Source organism: Stenotrophomonas sp. KH_036_B, assembly GCF_057839485.1.
This window is the reverse complement of sequence record NZ_CM174491.1, coordinates 37,259-53,824: the sequence shown is the minus strand read 5'-3', so window position 1 is coordinate 53,824 and position 16,566 is coordinate 37,259. Positions and strand designations below refer to the sequence as shown.

The following is a 16,566-nucleotide window of genomic DNA, read 5'->3' as shown; positions in this document are numbered from 1 at the left end:
CTCAGCGGTCTCCCTCTGCTTCAACAACCGCCGGTTGCGCGGCCTGCACCATCTGGTTCAACGCGAACAGCGCCATCAACGCACCGCCGATGGACAGCGGCAGGTAGTTGATGCTCTGCGGCAGGTTGGCGCCGGCGGTCTTGATGTCCAGCCCATCCAGCAGCAGCACGGCCGCCCACCAGGCGATGACCACGCCAAGCACGGCCACGACCAGCGCGGCGAACACATCCACCGCACGGCGCAGGTTCGGCCCCATGTGCGCGGCGAGCAGGAAGAAGCCGAAGTGGCGGCGGGTATGCACGCCGGTGGCCGCGCCCAGGCTCATGGCGGTGGCCAGCAGCAGCAGCGTCACCGGCTCTGTCCAGCTGGGCGAATCGTTGATGACGTAGCGGGCGAACACCTGCCAGCCCTGCACCACCACCAGCCCGAGCAGGGCAAGAACGGCGATGTGGATGGCAATGTCGGCAATCCGGTCCAGCGCGCGCTGTGGTGCCGTGCGCAGGTCTACGGTGTTTTCAGGAGTCGTGTCGGACATCGCGTCGTGGCCTCAGGCGAAGTCGCGGATGCGACGGGTAAGGGCAGCCAGTTGCGGCTGCTGCAGGTAACGCTGCAGCAGCGGGTCGGCGGCCTTGCGGAAGGCCGGCATGTCGACCTCGTTGAACTGGATGCCGAAGTCGGCCACCGCCTGGCGGGCGGTGCTTTCCGAGGCGTCCCACTGCTGGCGCATCACCGCCACCGATTCGCGTGCGGTCTGCAGCAGCAGCTGGCGATCTTCGGGGCTGAGCGACTCGAAGCTGCGGCGCGACATCAGCAGCACGTCCGGCGCGTAGGAGTGGTCGCTCTGCGACCAGTAGCGCGCGGCCTCGAAATGGCGGCTGGAATGGAAGCTGCGCATGTTGTTTTCCGCGCCGTCGATCATGTGCGTTTCCATGCCCGAGAAGGTGTCGCCCAGCGACATCGGCGTCGGGTTGGCGCCCAGCAGGCGCATCAACTGGATGAAGATGTCCGACGACGCCACGCGCAGCTTCAGGCCGTGCAGGTCCTTGGGCGCCACGATGGGGTGCTTGGTGTTGTAGAAACAGCGCGCGCCCGAATCGTAGATGGCCAGGCCCACCAGGTCGCGGCTTTCGAAGCCACGCAGCACCGCGTCGGCCACGCCGCCGTCGAGTGCGCGGCGCATGTGTGCCACCGACTCGAACACGTACGGCAGGCACAGCGCCTGGGTCAGCGGAAACGCGTTGTTGAGTGCACCGGAATAGACTCGGGTGATGTCGATGACGCCGAAGCGGGCCATGTCGATCGCTTCTGACTCGCGACCCAGCTGGCCGGAGTGGTACTGGCGCAGCCGGAGCCGGCCGCCGGTCTTTGCTTCCAGCTGCTGGCCGATCCACTTCACCGCGGTCACGGTGGGGTAGTCGGCCACATGCACATCGGTGGCGGTCAGCAGCCGCGCACCGCCGGGTACGTCGCTTCCTGCGCGTGAACAGCCCGACAGCACGGGCACGCTGAGCGCGCCCAGACTGGTGGCAAGGAAACTTCTGCGAGTAATCATCTGCGCCCTCCCAAGCGTACTCGCCATGTCCGCACGGGTTACCCGGCGGCAATGGCCTTGCAGGTAATGTCGCCGTAACCGGCGAATCGGATCAGTGCCTGTTGGCCTACGGCGATGTCATGAATACCGGTGGCATTGCCACTGGCGATCAGGTCGCCGGCCTTCAGCGGGCGTCCGCGCTGTGCCGACCGGCCCAGGGCGAAGGCGAATGCAGTACGCAGGCCGCCCGGCAGCAGGGTCGCACCACCGGTACCGACCACCTCACCTTCGATGCGGGTCTCGGCGCGCAGCTCGGCATCGTCCAGCGTGGTCCAGTCCGGGATCTCCGGGCCAAGCACCAGGCCGTTGTTGTTGCCGAAGTCGGACACCACTACGCGCGGGCCCAGCTTGTTGATCGTCGCCAGCGGGCTGCTGGCCACTTCCACGCCGATGAACAGCTTGGCGGGCAGGGCTTCAGCCTCTTCCGGGGTCCAGTGCAGCTTGTCGGCCGGGGCGTCCTGCTGCAGCTGGATCACGTACTCGGCCTCGACCGCGCCGAAGCCGCCGACGAAGACCGGAATGTCCTGTGTTCCACCGGTAGCATTCCAGAGCTGACGCGAGAAGATCGGGCCCAGCAGGCGGTCGTCCCCGGACCCGTCGCGGCGCTCGGCGGCGATGAAACCGACCTTCCAGCCCACCACCTGGTCGTCCCACAGCGCGATGGCCTGGTCCTGCACCTGGTAGGCGGTGACCAGGTCATCCGGGATGGTTCCCGGGAAATCTGGCAGTGACCGACCCTGCTGGCGGGCCGAGACGAACGCGTGGGCGATGTCGCCCAACCCCTGTTCTGGCAGGTCCTGTTTGCCCTGATCGTTGCTCAAGCGGGTCTCCCGTTGATTTGTTGCACTGCCCATCGACAGCGCTTGGATGAGCTGTATATGGTAAACCGGTGTCATTGGCAATGTGCAGCGCATCAGAACCTGCCCAGGCCCGGCACGCCTCTGTTTCCACCTTCGAGGACCCCGCGGATGCGTTGTGCTGTGTTGATGCCCTTGTTGGCGGCCTGCCTGCTGGCCGCCCCTGCCCTGAACGTCGCCCATGCCGCCGAGCAGGCGGTCCCGCAGACCGAACCCGCCGTCGGTGCCCCTTCGCGGATCGACCTCTGGCCCGCCGGCCGCGTCCCCGGGGAGCCGGCGAACCCCGGTACGCCCAACGTGATCGAGCGCAGCGACGTCGGCGCGCTGCCAGACCGCTACATCGACACCGTCAGCGCGCCCTACCTGGTGGTCTACCGCCCGGCCCGGCCCAATGGCAGCGCACTGCTGGTGGTTCCCGGCGGCGGCTACCAGCGCATCGTGCTGGACAAGGAGGGCACCGCCCTCGTACCTGCCTTCGTCGAGCAGGGCGGGGTGACGCTGTTCGTGCTGCGTTACCGCCTGCCCGCCGGTCGCGACGACCGCCAGGCCGCCCTGGCCGATGCACAGCGCGCCCTGCGGGTGATTCGCGCCGGTGCCACACAGTGGAAGCTGGATCCGCAGCGGATCGGGGTGATGGGCTTCTCGGCCGGTGGCCACGTTGCCGCGCGGCTGAGCAGCGGCTTTGCCACCGCGCTGCCCGGCATCGGGGATGCAATCGATGCGGTCAGCGCACGGCCGGACTTCGCCCTGCTGCTCTACCCGGTGATCGACATGGGCGCGCATGCGCACAGCGGTTCGCGCGAGCGCCTGCTGGGCGCGCATCCGGGAGCGGCACTGGTGCGGCAGTTCTCCCTGCAGCTGCAGGTCACGCCCGCTACGCCGCCCACCTTCCTGGTGCACGCGCAGGACGACACCGTGGTGTCGGTGCACAACAGCCTGCTGTACTACCAAGCGTTGACGGCAGCCGGCGTGCCCACCGAAATGCACCTGTTTCCGCACGGCGGGCATGGCTTCGGCGTGCGCATTCCACCCGGCCTCACCGCCGCCCAATGGCCCACGCTGGCGCTGCGCTGGATGCAGGCACAGCCCCGGGGAGACGCACCATGACGGCCACCCCCGCCGATCTGCAGCGCCGCCGCTTCCTGCGCGACAGCGCGCGCTATGCCCTGATGCTGGCTGCCGGCTCGCTGCCGCTGCTGCCTGCACTGGCCAGTGCCTCGAACGGTCCTGCGCCGACGGATTCGCTTGCACGGGTGCGCGGCGGACGGCTGCGCGGCCGTTGCGAACAGGGCGTACATCGCTTCCTCGGGCTGGCCTACGGCGCGGACACCGCCACGCGGCGCTTCCAGCCGCCGCAGCCGGAACTGCCCTGGCGCGGTGTGCGCGATGCGCTCGCCCATGGCCCCTCCGCGCCGCAGGGGGGCAGCGACGGCCCGGGCAGCGAGGACTGCCTGTACCTCAACGTGTGGACACCGGCGCTGCGCGACGGCGTGCGCCGACCGATTCTGTTCTACATCCACGGGGGTGCCTACAACAACGGGTCCGGCAGCGACCCGCAGTACGACGGCAGTGCGTTGTGCAGGCGTGGCGACGTGGTGGTGGTGACCGTCAATCACCGGCTCAACGTGTTCGGTTACCTGTACCTGGCGCAGCTGGGCGATGCGCGCTTCGCCGATTCGGGCAATGTCGGCCAGCTGGATCTGATCCAGGCCCTGCAGTGGGTGCGTGAGCACGCCCAGGAGTTCGGCGGCGATGCGGACAACATCACGGTGTTCGGCCAGTCCGGCGGCGGTGCGAAGATCGCCACGCTGATGGCGATGCCGGCCGCGCGCGGGCTGTTCCAGCGGGCGTGGACGATGAGCGGCCAGCAGGTGACCGCGGCCGGTCCGCGCGCGGCCACCCAGCGCGCGCGCATTGCCATGGAGACGGTGGGCGCGGCTGACGTGGAGGCACTGCTGGCCCTGCCGGCGCAGGCACTGCTGGCCGCCACGCGCGCCCGCGATCCGTCGCGGGTGGAGAGCACCAGCCTGTATTTCGGTCCCGTGCTGGACGGCGGTGCGCTGCCGGTGCACCCGTTCTGGCCGGAGGCACCGGCACAGTCCGCGCAGGTGCCGATGGTGATCGGCAACACCCACGATGAAACGCGCGCGTTCCTGGGCAACGACCCGGCCAACTTCACGCTGACCTGGGACACACTGCCCGCACGGTTGGAGAAGGAGCAGTACGTCGATCTGCTGCCGTCGGTGGTGATCGCCGAATACCGCCGCCTGTATCCGCACTACACCCCGTCGGACGTGTTCTTCGCCGCCACCACCGCCGGGCGATCCTGGCGCGGCGCAGTTGAAGAACTGGAGGCGCGCGCGCGCCAGGGCGCGCCGACCTGGGCCTACCAGCTGGACTGGGGCTCGCCGGTGGAGGGCGGCCGGCTGGGCGCGTTCCACACGCTGGATATCCCGCTGGTGTTCGACACCGTGCGCGCGCACGGTTCGCGCACCGGCAACGGGCCGGAGGCGCAGCATCTGGCCGACCTGATGAGCGACGCCCTGATCGCCTTCGCGCGCCACGGCGACCCCAACCACGCCGGCCTGCCGCGCTGGGACACGTACTCCCTGGCACGGCGGCAGACGCTGCTGTTCGATACCACGCCGCAGCAGGCCGACGACCCACGCGGCGGCGAGCGCCGGCTGTACCGTCAGGCCCCGTTCGTGCAGCGCGGAACCCTGTAGCGACACGCCATGCGTGTCCTTCGGGAGCCCGGCCGCGTTCGACACCCCGGAGGATCGCCACGATAGGCAGCGCCAACGGATAAACGTGATTTGATCGCTATTTCGGCCATCATGCGGCGAACGGACGTGATTCAGATCAAACATGTTGTTCACCGGGATGGCCTAAACTGCGGGAATGCAAGACCAATGCAATCCATTTCCGCCGTTCCATGGCCGTGATCGACTGATCGCCGCGGTCGATCATGCGGTCCAGCACGACGATGCCCATCAGATCGCCGTAACCCTGCGCAGCGCGCTGCGCGAAGCCATCGCCGACAGCCGCATCCAGCTGCCGGCCTGCGTGCACCGCCCGATCAGCGACCACTACGCGCGCCGCGAGCTGTACCGCAGCCCCGTCCATGGCTACAGCATCGTGGCCATGAGCTGGGGCCCGGGGCAGGGCACGCCGCTGCACGACCACAGCGGCCTGTGGTGTGTGGAAGGCGTGTGGCTGGGGCAGCTGGAGATCACCCAGTACCGGCTGCTGGAACGCGACGGCGAACGCTTCCGCTTCCAGGCCGAGCCGTCGATCATCGGCGACTGTGGCAGTGCCGGCAGCCTGATTCCGCCCCATGAGTACCACACCATCCGCAACACCCGCGACGATGCGCTGGCGATTTCGGTGCATGTCTACCAAGGCGAGATGACCCGCAGCGCGATTTTCGAACCGGACGGCAACGGCTGGTACGAACGCCGCGTCAAAGAGATGGAAACCGACGCAGCCTGACCGCGCGGGCATCGTAACTGCGAGGGCGCGCATGGCTGCCCCGGTGAGGTCCAGGTCAAATCTAGGAGTTTGTTCAATGCGTGGCGCTATCGGCCCCGATAGGCTTGCGCCCTGTTCGCCATGGCGTTGCGTCGAGGCCCCCACATGCGGATTCTGAACATTGGACAGCGACGATCGTTCCGGCGTTGAATGCGATCCCACGGCCGACGACCGCGTGCGCCCGCCGTCGCAGGAGGCGCCGCCGGACCACCAGGCCGGTTGGCGCGTCGTCGAACTGCAGGAGGAAGGCATCGCGTACTTCGTGGTCAAGGACGACACCGACCGCGTTCAAGTGACCATCGGCAATGCCGGCGGTGTGTTCTGGGCGGTTCCCGCCGCCGGCGCGATGGCGAAAGTCTCGCTGCCGTCCTGGCGCCTCAGCATTCCCGCCGATGCCCTGCCGACGCAGGTGTATGGCAGCGCGGACTTCTCGCTGGTGCTGTTCGACCACGGCGGCGATGCCGTGTGGTCGGTCGAGTTTCTTCGCGAGGCACCGGGCCTGGATGCTCGACCCATTACGCACCGCACGCGATGATGGGCATGCAGCATGCGCCCCCCGCAGGAGATTCCGTGTCTACCCACCCCTTCCACCAGGTCAACGTGTTCAGCGCCGACCCGCTGCTCGGCAACCCACTGGCGGTGGTACTCGATGCCATCGGACTGGGCGAGGCGCGCATGGCCGCGTTCGCGCGCTGGACCAACCTGAGCGAAACCACGTTCGTGCTGCCACCGACCGATCCACGCGCGGACTACCGGGTGCATATCTTCACCACGATGGAAGAGCTGCCGTTCGCCGGTCACCCCACGCTGGGCAGCTGCCATGCCTGGCTGGCGCACGGTGGCGTGCCGCAGGGCGAGGAGATCGTGCAGCAGTGCGGCATCGGCCTGGTGCGCATCCGCCGCACCGGGGCAGGGCTGGCCTTTCTGGCGCCGCCGCTGCTGCGCGGCGACGCACTGGAGCCGGCATTGCGCGAGCGGGTGCGCCTTGGTCTGGGGCTGGACGCGGCGGCGGTGCTCGATGCGCGCTGGGTGGACAACGGCACCGGCTGGCTGGCGCTGCGCCTGCGCGACCGCGCTGCGGTGCTGGCGCTGCAGCCGGATTACGCGGCGCTGGAGGGGCTGAAGGTGGGCGTGTTCGGGCCATGGCTGCAGGGCGATGGCGATGCCGCACAGTTCGAATCACGTGCCTTCATCGCCGGTGACGGCGCGCCGGAAGACCCGGCCACCGGCAGCCTCAACGCCGGCATCGCGCGTTGGCTGCTGGACGAGGGGCAGGCACCGGATCGGTATGTGATCAGCCAGGGCACCGTGCTGGGGCGTGCGGGGCGGCTGCAGGTGGAGCGGGTGGGCGATGCGCTGTGGATCGGTGGGGCGTGTGTGACGTGTATCCAGGGTTCGGTGACGCTGTAGGCGTGCAGCCGGGCAGGGCCCGGCTCTACAGGCTCACGCTGTTGTTGAGCTGGGTTACTTCGGCACCGCCGTCGGCCAGCATCACCCGCACGCGCAGGCCGCTGCGGTTGCCGGCCGGCAACGGGAGGCCCACGGTGGTGGTTCTGGGCACCAGGTCGGTGGGCGCACCCATGGCGGGAATCTCGATGCGGGCCAGTTCGCGCCCGTTCGCGTCCTCCAGCACCGCGGTTCCCACCGGCGTCCCCACATGGCCCAGGCTGTGCACGGTCACATGCACCTGGCGGCCGTCCACGCGTATGTCGCCGCGGCCGACACCCAGGTCCGGTCGCTGCTCCACCGGTGTACCGGCGGTAACCAGTTCGAACTCGAACACCTGTGCCTGGCCCGGTGCGAAGCGCAGCGGCACGGAGGCGCTGCGTTCCAGCTGCACATCGCGCGTGGTGGCCTTGCCGTCGATGCGATCGTCGCCGTCGCGGTCCACGCCGCTGGTCATCCGCCATTGCCCGGCGGTGACGTTCCAGGTGCTCATCTGCGCCTCCACGGCGCGCGTACCGAGGTTGTACGCGATCACCTTGAAACGCGCGGTGGACGGCGCATGCACCAGCAACGCCACCTGCTCGGCCGCGTCGGGCTGCGCGAAACGCCAGCTCACCGTATGGCCCGGCCAGCTCTGGTTGCGCTTGAGCGCGATGCCGCCCAGCCGCGCGCGCTGCAGAAACTCGCTGGGGGCTTCGACACGGTCGGACCACCAGTGCCCCTCGGTGTTCATGTACTCGCGCTGCGCCTTGGCCTGGATGCCGTCGGCATGCAGTGCCTCCAGGTACTTCTTGTCACCGGTTGCCTGCCAGGCCATCAGGCTGGAGAAGCCGGTGTTGCCGGCATCGGCGTCGGCGATGAGCTTCGGATTCCACGCGGATGCCTTGCCCAGCACCTCCACGTAGTTTTCGCCCAGGTTCGCCAGCGCGCCAGGGCCGCCGCGTTCCACCCGGTAGTCCAGCGCCTTGAGGTACTTGTCGTCGCCGGTCCAGCGCCACGCGGCCCAGAAGGTGTGCATGACATCGCCACCGCCGGAGCCGTTGTTGAGTTCACCGCCGCGCACCTTGCCCGTCGCCCAGTTGATCTCGTTCGGCAGCGCCCAACGGCCCTTGTCGTCGGTGTAGGCATGGGCCAGGTAGCTGTCGGCCAGGCCGGTGACCAGCTTGCGCCCGGTCGGATCGGCGTTGTACTGGCCCATCAGGAACGCCGGGTGCAGCGCCGGGAACGAGTAGGGCTTCTGCCATTGCCAGTTCGGCTCGCGGTACACCTTGTTGCCGCCGAACCAGTTGCTGGAGAACAGCAGGTGGCCCTGTGGGTTGGGCAGGATGATGCGTTCGTCGAAGGCCTTCACCGTCTCCATCAGCCGCTCGACGGTGAGGGGGTCGCCCCAGTTGAGGTAGAGCATGGCGCTGTTGGCGTTGATGCCTTCCTCGTAGGAATGCAGTTCATCGGTCTCGATGGTGCTCAGGCCATTGGAGAACATGCCGTTGCGGTACACCGCATCGGACAGCGCGGTGAGCGAGCGGTTGAGCCGGTCCGGCTCCACGCCCATCAGCGCCAGGCCCGGCCACTGCTGGGTCAGGTCGGTGTCGTCGGAGATGCCGCCGCCGAAGTCGCCGTAGTCGATCTGGCGGTTGTCGATCCACCAGTCCACGAACCGGCGCACGTACCTGAGGTCTTCGGTCTGCCGGAACGCCCACAGCGGCACGCCCTTCGGCGCCACCGGCTGGGTGAACGGCGGTTTGCCCTGGCTGTTGTAGCTGATGTAGTTCCAGTACAGCCGGCCCAGCGCATGGTCCGGATCAACCCGCAGCAGATCGCTCAGGTCGGCATACACACGCGCATACAGGCGCTGGCGCTTGGAGGTGGTGTGTTCCTCCACCAGGAAGCCCCAGTTGTCACGGACCTGGTTGAAGCGGTCGGCCAGGTGCTCCTTCTTCGCTTCGTCGCGCGCCTTGTAGACCATGCGGATCTCCGCGCCATCCAGCGAACCGGCGTTGAAGCCCGGTGCGCCCGAGGCGATGCTGATCCACAGGCTGTCGGCGGTGAGGATGCGGTCGCGCAGGTCCAGCCACAGCGTGCGCTTTTCGTTGGGCTTGACCGACACCGACACGTCGATCATGTCGCGCGCCGGCCAGATCGGATCCTTGATGCGGATGTTGAGCGGAATCAGTCCGTCGCGTGCCGCAGGTAGGTCCAGCGCGGGCAGGTCGATGGCCACGCCATCCAGGCCGTCGTACATGTTTTCCCAGCTGTGTGCCCAGCTGCGGATCAGCGGCTGCGCGCCCGGTGCGTCACCCACGCCGGACGGCACCAGCACATGCACGATGGGCAGCGGGGTGGCGGGCAGCGTGTCCGCGCCGCGCCGACGGGAGCCGGCGCCCTTGGGCAGTGCCATCACCGTGCTGCGCTCGGCCGCCGGGTAGCGGCCGTCGATGTACTCGCGCAGTGCGGTGATGTTGAGGTAGTCGGGCAGGGCCTGGCTGTCGATCAGGTAGCGCTGCTTGACCGTGCCTTCCGGCTCGGCCGCGTCGCTGACCTGGTACGCCCAGATTTCCTGGATCGGGGTTTCCTGCGCCACGTTGCGGACGTGCAGCACGCCGCCGGTCTGCGCCGGAATGTCGTCCACGCTGCGCACCACGCCCTGCGGGCGCTGCAGCAGCGGCGTGGCGGCGGCGTCACCGCTGCCGTGGCTGAGCGAACCGTATGCCGCACCGCGCACTTCAATGCGGTTGACGGTCTCGCCCTCCGGCAGGGTCAGGTCGAGCTGCTGCCCGCCTTCCACGTAGGTGTTCCAGTCGGGCAGCTGGAAGTAATCGTTGCGCCCGGGCAGGCGCGAGCGGTTGTAGACACCGGGCCAGGTGGTCTCGGCAATGCCGTCGGTGGCCTTCCACATCCACTGCTTGTGGTCCTTGGTATCGGCGAACTCGATCTTGCGGATGGTGGTGGTGGACGCCGCCAGCGCCGGCGGTGCCGCACGGTCCCAGCCGAAGCGGTGGTTCCAGGCGCGCATCGGGCCGCTGTCGGCCACGGCGGTGGTGGGGGTTTTGTTGCCCGCCAGCGCCGCCATGCCGGCGGCATCAAGCAGGCGGTCGTAGACGCGGATCTCGTCGACGTCGCTGCCCCGCAGGAAGTTGTAACGGCTCTGCACCTGGTAAGGCGCCATCACCCGGCCGGCCAGGCCGAGCTGGTCCAGCGCGGCATCGTAATCGGCGGTGGTCTCCTGCCGCGCCACTTCCCGGCCGTCCACATACAGGCGCACGCCATGGTTTTCATCCCAGCCGAAGGCGATGTGCCGCCACTGCTGGGGCGAGGGATTCTGGTCAAGCTTGAACGACACGCGGGTGCGCGCCAGGTTGGCATCGGTCACGAAGGCGTCGAAGCCGTGCCCGTTCCAGTCGATGCGCAGCCAGGCCATGTCCCAGCTGCTGTGGTCGGCATAGCCGACCCGGAAGATCACGAACGGGGCTTCACCCACCGCATAGCGCGGGCGCCAGTAGAAGCCCAGCGTGCCGCGTTGCGCCTGGATGTTGCCGGGTGCGTTCCACGACAGCACGCCGTCGTCGTCCCACTGGATGGCGGCACCGTGCGCGCCGTTGGACACGCGCTTGACCTTGTCCTGAAAATTCGGAATGGCATCGCCCTGGGCGGTGTCGGCGGTAAAGCCCTGGTCGGCCGAGACGTGGAACAGCAGCTGTGGTGCGCCCTGTGCCCAGGCCCCCGCGCTGCCTCCCAGCAGCAGCAACAGCAGGCTGGCGGAAAGAAGGGTACGGCGGGGCGAACGGACAACGTGCAGCGGCATGGCGGTTCCTTTCGACAACTCAGCGGTACGGCAGTGGCGTTGGGGATGGGCACAACGCAATGCACGTGCGCTGCCTGCAGACGCGCGGCCTTCCCCGCCGCCTGTCATGCACGCAGCACACGCTAGCAAAACAACGGTTCCCCAACATCTTGCGTCGCAGCAGTGGCGGCGTGCCCTGGCACGCCGCCACCGGGTCTACGATGGATCAGAACTTGTAGCGCGCGCCCAGCATGAACTGCCGGCCGGTTTCGGTGTACTGCAGCGGCAGGCGGCCGGTGGCCGGCGAATACACCCACTCGTCGCTGGCCTCGTTGGTCAGGTTCATGCCTTCCAGGCTCAGCTCCAGCTTGTCGTTGATCGCGTAGCGGATCGACGCATCGATGAAGGTGGTGCCGGTCATGCCATGGGTACCGTCCACGTTGAAGCCGGCTTCGGTGCCCGGCACCTGGGTCAGGTAGTCATCGCGGTTGGTGGCCGAGACGCGGCCGGAGAACACCTTGCCTTCGTAGAACAGCGTGGCGTTCCAGGACGACTTGGACAGACCGGTCAGGTCCGCCTTCATCACCGGCTGGCCGCTGGAGTTGATGTACTGGATCTGCGATTCCACCCAAGTGTAGTTCAACTGCACGCCCAGGTTGGACCACTTGCCCGGCAGGAAGGTGAAGGGCTGGATGTAGTTCGCTTCCACACCGTGCAGCTCGCCGCCGGGGGTGTTGACCGGCTTGGTGTAGGTGAAGTCATCGGCGGGCGAGGCGCCCGTGCCGATCAGCAGTTCGGCCGGCAGGCCACTGGCGCTGTACGGCGCCACTTCGCGCGTGGTCTGCACGAAGCTTTCGATGTCCTTGTAGAACAGGCCGATACCGGCCATGGCACCTTCGGAGAAGTACCACTCGAAGCCCAGGTCCACGTTGGTCGCGCGGATCGGGTCCAGGTTCGGGTTGCCGCTGGCGATGGTGCGCGCACCACCGGCCACGGCCACCGTGGCACCCGGGGTCAGGCTGCCCAGGCCCGGACGGCTCATCACCTTGGCGGCGCCAAGACGGATCAGGAAGTCCGGGCTGATTTCGGCCACCAGGTTGAACGAGGGCAGGGTGTCGTCGTAGCTGCGGTCAACGGTGGTGGACACCGTACCGGTGGCCAGCGTGGACAGACCGGTGGAGCTCTGCTTGGTCTTGACGTACCGCACGCCGAAGTTGCCCGAGAACGGGATGCTGCCCAGGTCGGTGGAGAACTCGCCCATCAGGTAGCCGCCACGGTCTTCCTCGTCCACGCTGCGCACGTTGTTGGCGCGCGGGGCGACGGCGAAGATGCCGGAGTTGCTGTAGATGTCGAACTGGTTGGCGATGGCGTCCAGGTTCGGCACCACCCACTGGTCCGGGCTGCCGGTGATGCCCTTCAGGCTGGCCTGCTGGGTCATGTCCACCGGCACGATCTTGGTGCCGTTGGGGAAGTTGGGCACGGCCAGTTCGCTGGCGCGGCGCAGTTCCACGGTGCTGAAGGTGTAGTTCTTGGCCAGGATGCCGCCCTTCAGGCGGAAGCCGGGGCTGATGTTCCAGTTGAAGTCGACCTGGCCGGTGTCGAAGTCGTTGTCCACGTACTGCGGACGCAGGCGGATCTCGGCCAGTTCCCAGCCCGCCGGGTTGGTCGGGTCGATGCCGTAGTTCAGCGTCGGGAACCGGCTGTTGCCCCGGTAGTCGTAGCTGTAATTGTCGACGTCGTACTTGTCCATGATGATCGTGGTCTGGACCGGGTTCTCGTGCTTGGAGCGCGAGATGCCGACCTTGCCGGACAAGGTGAAGTCATCGCCAAAGCGGTGCTGGCCGTTCAACGCGATCTGCTTGAACTCGGTGCTCCACTCGTCGTGGCGGTTCTCGGTGCGGATGTCGACGTTGTCGAACTCACCGTAGACCAGCGCGTTGTTCTCGATCACGCCGTTCTTGACGATCATCGCCGGCTTGCCGACCAGGCGCGGGGTGGTGCTGGTGCCACGGCTGAAGGAGATCGCCTCGATGTAGTGCTCGTCGCGCTCGGCATCGATCTTGGAGTACAGCGCGTCCAGCGAGATTTCGGTGGCGTCGCTGGGCTTCCACTGCAGGGTGCCGGTCACGCCCAGGCGCTTCTGCTCGTGTTCCATCTGCACGTAGCGCGGGAAGCGCGGGTGGTAGACGTTGGCGCTGCGCGCGGCGGCGAACGGCGAGGCGGCGTTGAAGTTGCCATTGCTCGGGCCGTTGGCCCAGCGGCCGGTGTTGGAGCCTTCTTCCAGCGCCTGGCGCTCGGAGTAGGCCACCGACAGCAGGCCGCCGAAGGTGCCATCGGCCCAGGTGTTGGAGATCAGCGCGGCGATGCGCGGGTCGGCCTTCTGCGCCATGGCGTTGTAGCTGGCCTGGCCGCTGGTGGCGAAGGTGAAGCCGTCATAGTCGAACGGGCGCGCGGTGCGCAGGTCGACGGTGGCGCCCAGCGAGCCTTCCTCGACGTCGGCCGAGGCGGTCTTGCGCACGATCAGCTGCGAGAACAGGTCCGAGGCGAACACGTTGAAGTCGAAGCCGCGGCCGCGGTTGGTACCACCGCTCTGGTCGCCGGCGCCGACCGTGGTCAGGGCCTCCATGCCGTTGATGCGCACGCGGGTGAAGTCCGGGCCCAGGCCACGCACCGAGATGTTGCGGCCTTCGCCGGCTTCACGGGTGATGACCACGCCGGGCACGCGCTGCAGCGACTCGGCCAGGTTCAGGTCGGGGAACTTGCCGATATCCTCGGCGACAATGGCATCGACCACGCCGGACTCGCTGCGCTTGATGTCCAGCGCTTTTTCGACGCTGGCGCGGTAGCCGGTAACGGTGACGGTATCCAGGTCGGTGGCCGCGGCCGGGGCCGGGTCCTGCGCCAGGACGGTACCGCTCAGCGCCAGGCCGATGGACAGGGCGAGCAAGGTAACCGGTGTCTTTTTCTGGTTGTTTCGATATTGCATGTTTTCCCTCTCCCAAGGTGCTACATGAAACAGCAATCCGGCGACATGTCAGTGCAATGACACCGCTGGTCAGGGCGGACGTTAACAGTCCGTTGGAGATCGGGCATCTTGCACCGCAGCAGACTTTCAATGTCCCGTAGACGCTTGCGGGACATAGGTTCCGACATTCCGTCCCGGTGGACGGACGGGTCCGCACCCGTAGAATGACACCGCTAGCCAATCTGCCAGGCCATGACCCGCGGGTCATGCCACCACGAAGGATCCATCGCCATGAGTCGTGTTGTCTGTTTCGGGGAATTGTTGCTGCGCATGAGCGCGCCAGGCCGTGAACTGCTGCTGCAGACCGCGCAGCTGGCGGTCCACGCCGGTGGTGCGGAAGCCAATGTCGGCGTCTCGCTGGCCCACTTCGGCCACACGGTGAGCATGGTCAGCACGCTGCCGGCCAACCCGCTGGGCCAGTACGTGGCCGGCGAGCTGCGCCGGCACGGGGTGGGCACCACCCACGTTCAGACCCGGCCCGGCCGCATGGGCCTGTATTTCCTGACCACCGGTGCGGTGCAGCGCGCGAGCGAGGTGGTGTACGACCGCGTGGATTCGGCGTTCGCGCTGGGCAGTGCAAGCGACTATGACTGGGACGTGCTGCTGCAGGGCGCGCAGTGGCTGCACCTGTCCGGGGTCAGCCCGGCGCTGAACCCGGCCATGGCCGAGGCCACGCTGGTGGCCGCGCGTGCGGCCTGCGCACGTGGCGTGCGGGTGTCGTTCGACGGCAACTTCCGGCCCTCGCTGTGGGCGCGCTGGGAAGGCGACGCACCGCGCATCCTGCGCGAGTTGTTCGACTGCGCCACCGTGGCCTTCGCCGATTACCGCGATATCGGCGTGGTGCTGGGCGGGCAGTTTGAACAGGCCACGCTGGCCGAGCGCGTGGATGCCGCCGCCACCCAGGCATTCGCCGCGTTTCCGCGCCTGCAGTTCATGGCGTGCACGCAGCGCACCCCGCACAGCGTGGACCATCATGCGCTGGGCGCCATGCTGGTCGGCCGCGACGGCACCCGTGCCGTGGCGCCGACGCGCGAGATGATCGGCATCGTGGACCGCATCGGCGGTGGCGACGCGTTCGCCGCCGGCATCCTGCATGGCATGATGCGTGGCTTCGAACCGGAAGCGATCGTGCGTTTCGGCCTGGCTGCGGCCTGCCTCAAGCACTCGATTCCCGGTGATTTCAACCCCGTCAGCGAAGCTGACGTACTGGCCCTCACGGGCGAGGAGCGATTCGATGTCCGGCGCTGATCCGCGCGTACGCGCAGTCCTGAAACTGGCCCCGGTGATTCCGGTGTACACCCCTGAAAGCGTTGATGAGGCGGTGAACGTCGCCCAGGCGCTGTTCAACGGCGGGCTTCCGGTGATCGAGGTGACCCTGCGCACGCCCATCGCGATGGACGCGATCCAGGCCATGGTCGAGGCCGTGCCCGATGCCGTGGTGGGCGCGGGCACCGTGCTGACCGCCGCGCAGATGGAGCGGGTGAAGGCCGTAGGGGGCCGCTTCGCGGTGTCGCCCGGCGCCACGGCGCGCCTGTACGCCGCCGCGCGCGATACCGACCTGCCGTTCCTGCCGGGCGTGGCCACCTCATCCGAACTGATGCTCGGCCTGGAACACGGGCTGGATACCTTCAAGTTCTTCCCCGCAGTGCAGGCCGGCGGCGCGGCCATGCTGTCGGCATGGAACGGCCCGTTCGGCGACGTGCGGTTCTGCCCCACCGGCGGGATCAGCGCGCAGACCGCGCGCGACTTCCTGCACCTGCCCAATGTGCTGTGCGTGGGCGGCTCGTGGCTGACCACGCGCGCCCTGCTGCAGGCGCGCGACTGGGCCGGCATTGAACAGCTGGCACGGGAATCGGCGGCGCTGGTCGGCTGAGGCCATAATGGCCGCAGTTCCGTTGCGGTTGAATGCCCATGTCCTCTGCCCTGTCGCTCGCCAAGGCCGTTGTGTTGTCCGTGCTGTCGGTGGTGGTTGCGCTGTTCGTGCTGGGCATGATCAACGGCGCGGCGAGCTGGATCGCAGGGTGGATCGGGCTGGGTGAAGGGGAACCGCGCCTGGCGTGGGACCTGGCCTGGACCCTCCTCGGTGGCGTGGCCGCCACCGCCTTCGCGGCGCGCTACGCACCGGCCTGGCCGTACGTGCACGGCGGCGTGGTGTGGGCGCTGATCGCGGCGGCATCGGTGTATGCCGCGTGGGACCTGGGCAATGATTTTCCGTTCTGGTTCGTCGTCGTCTTGCTGGTGTCGCTGCCGTTCCAGGCTGCCGGTATCTGGCTGGGGGCGCGGTATCGGCCGCGGTGAGGGTGCGCAGCCACGCAGGGCGTGGCACTACGGCGGT

General features: G+C 67.9%; 13 protein-coding genes. 8 read left to right on the top strand and 5 right to left on the bottom strand.

Annotated elements, in window-relative coordinates:
- Window position 1: 1 nt before the first annotated feature.
- From AC3ITN_RS00220 to AC3ITN_RS00210, 3 genes are read right to left on the bottom strand one after another with little or no spacing between them, the layout of a single operon-like run.
- The gene (locus tag AC3ITN_RS00220) at window positions 2-535 is read right to left on the bottom strand and encodes a TRAP transporter small permease (protein ID WP_313345163.1); all 534 of its coding nucleotides are present in this window, start codon (window positions 533-535) and stop codon (window positions 2-4) included.
- Between the two features lie 12 nt (window positions 536-547).
- Window positions 548-1,552: a TRAP transporter substrate-binding protein gene (locus tag AC3ITN_RS00215; RefSeq protein WP_489391652.1), complete on the bottom strand. Its 1,005-nt coding sequence runs from the start codon at window positions 1,550-1,552 to the stop codon at window positions 548-550.
- A gap of 38 nt (window positions 1,553-1,590) precedes the next feature.
- A complete protein-coding gene (locus AC3ITN_RS00210) occupies window positions 1,591-2,412 on the bottom strand; it encodes a 2-keto-4-pentenoate hydratase (RefSeq protein WP_313345158.1) in 822 nt (273 codons plus the stop codon).
- A gap of 165 nt (window positions 2,413-2,577) precedes the next feature.
- Here AC3ITN_RS00210 and AC3ITN_RS00205 point away from each other — a divergent pair, with 165 nt between their 5' ends.
- From AC3ITN_RS00205 to AC3ITN_RS00185, 5 genes are all read left to right on the top strand, one after another.
- Window positions 2,578-3,555, top strand: coding sequence for an alpha/beta hydrolase (locus AC3ITN_RS00205; protein WP_489391651.1), 978 nt, complete (start codon window positions 2,578-2,580; stop codon window positions 3,553-3,555).
- Complete coding sequence (locus AC3ITN_RS00200) at window positions 3,552-5,174, top strand: carboxylesterase/lipase family protein (protein ID WP_489391650.1); 1,623 nt, start codon at window positions 3,552-3,554, stop codon at window positions 5,172-5,174. The genes AC3ITN_RS00205 and AC3ITN_RS00200 overlap by 4 nt, the downstream gene beginning before the upstream one ends.
- A gap of 175 nt (window positions 5,175-5,349) precedes the next feature.
- A complete protein-coding gene (locus tag AC3ITN_RS00195) occupies window positions 5,350-5,940 on the top strand; it encodes a cysteine dioxygenase family protein (protein ID WP_489391649.1) in 591 nt (196 codons plus the stop codon).
- Window positions 5,941-6,100: 160 nt separating this feature from the next.
- Window positions 6,101-6,514 carry a hypothetical protein gene (locus AC3ITN_RS00190; protein ID WP_489391648.1) on the top strand — a complete coding sequence of 138 codons (414 nt, stop codon included), beginning with the start codon at window positions 6,101-6,103 and terminating at the stop codon, window positions 6,512-6,514.
- A gap of 35 nt (window positions 6,515-6,549) precedes the next feature.
- Window positions 6,550-7,389 carry a PhzF family phenazine biosynthesis protein gene (locus tag AC3ITN_RS00185; RefSeq protein ID WP_489391647.1) on the top strand — a complete coding sequence of 280 codons (840 nt, stop codon included), beginning with the start codon at window positions 6,550-6,552 and terminating at the stop codon, window positions 7,387-7,389.
- A 25-nt stretch (window positions 7,390-7,414) separates the two neighbouring features.
- On the opposite strand, the gene AC3ITN_RS00180 is transcribed toward AC3ITN_RS00185, so the two are convergent.
- Both AC3ITN_RS00180 and AC3ITN_RS00175 read right to left on the bottom strand, forming a co-directional pair.
- On the bottom strand, window positions 7,415-11,227 hold the full coding sequence (locus AC3ITN_RS00180; protein ID WP_489391646.1) for a LamG-like jellyroll fold domain-containing protein: 3,813 nt from the start codon (window positions 11,225-11,227) through the stop codon (window positions 7,415-7,417).
- A gap of 205 nt (window positions 11,228-11,432) precedes the next feature.
- Complete coding sequence (locus AC3ITN_RS00175; protein WP_489391645.1) at window positions 11,433-14,192, bottom strand: TonB-dependent receptor; 2,760 nt, start codon at window positions 14,190-14,192, stop codon at window positions 11,433-11,435.
- Between the two features lie 270 nt (window positions 14,193-14,462).
- Between AC3ITN_RS00175 and AC3ITN_RS00170 the strand changes: the two genes are divergently transcribed.
- The 3 genes from AC3ITN_RS00170 to AC3ITN_RS00160 are packed head-to-tail and all read left to right on the top strand — an operon-like array spanning window position 14,463 to window position 16,529.
- Entirely contained in the window at window positions 14,463-15,479 is a 1,017-nt protein-coding gene (locus tag AC3ITN_RS00170) for a sugar kinase (protein ID WP_489391644.1), read from the top strand.
- The gene (eda, locus tag AC3ITN_RS00165) at window positions 15,466-16,104 is read left to right on the top strand and encodes a bifunctional 4-hydroxy-2-oxoglutarate aldolase/2-dehydro-3-deoxy-phosphogluconate aldolase (protein ID WP_489391643.1); all 639 of its coding nucleotides are present in this window, start codon (window positions 15,466-15,468) and stop codon (window positions 16,102-16,104) included. Before AC3ITN_RS00170 ends, eda begins: the two co-directional genes overlap by 14 nt.
- Before the next feature lie 38 nt (window positions 16,105-16,142).
- A complete protein-coding gene (locus tag AC3ITN_RS00160; protein WP_489391642.1) occupies window positions 16,143-16,529 on the top strand; it encodes a hypothetical protein in 387 nt (128 codons plus the stop codon).
- The last annotated feature ends 37 nt before the right edge of the window (window positions 16,530-16,566 follow it).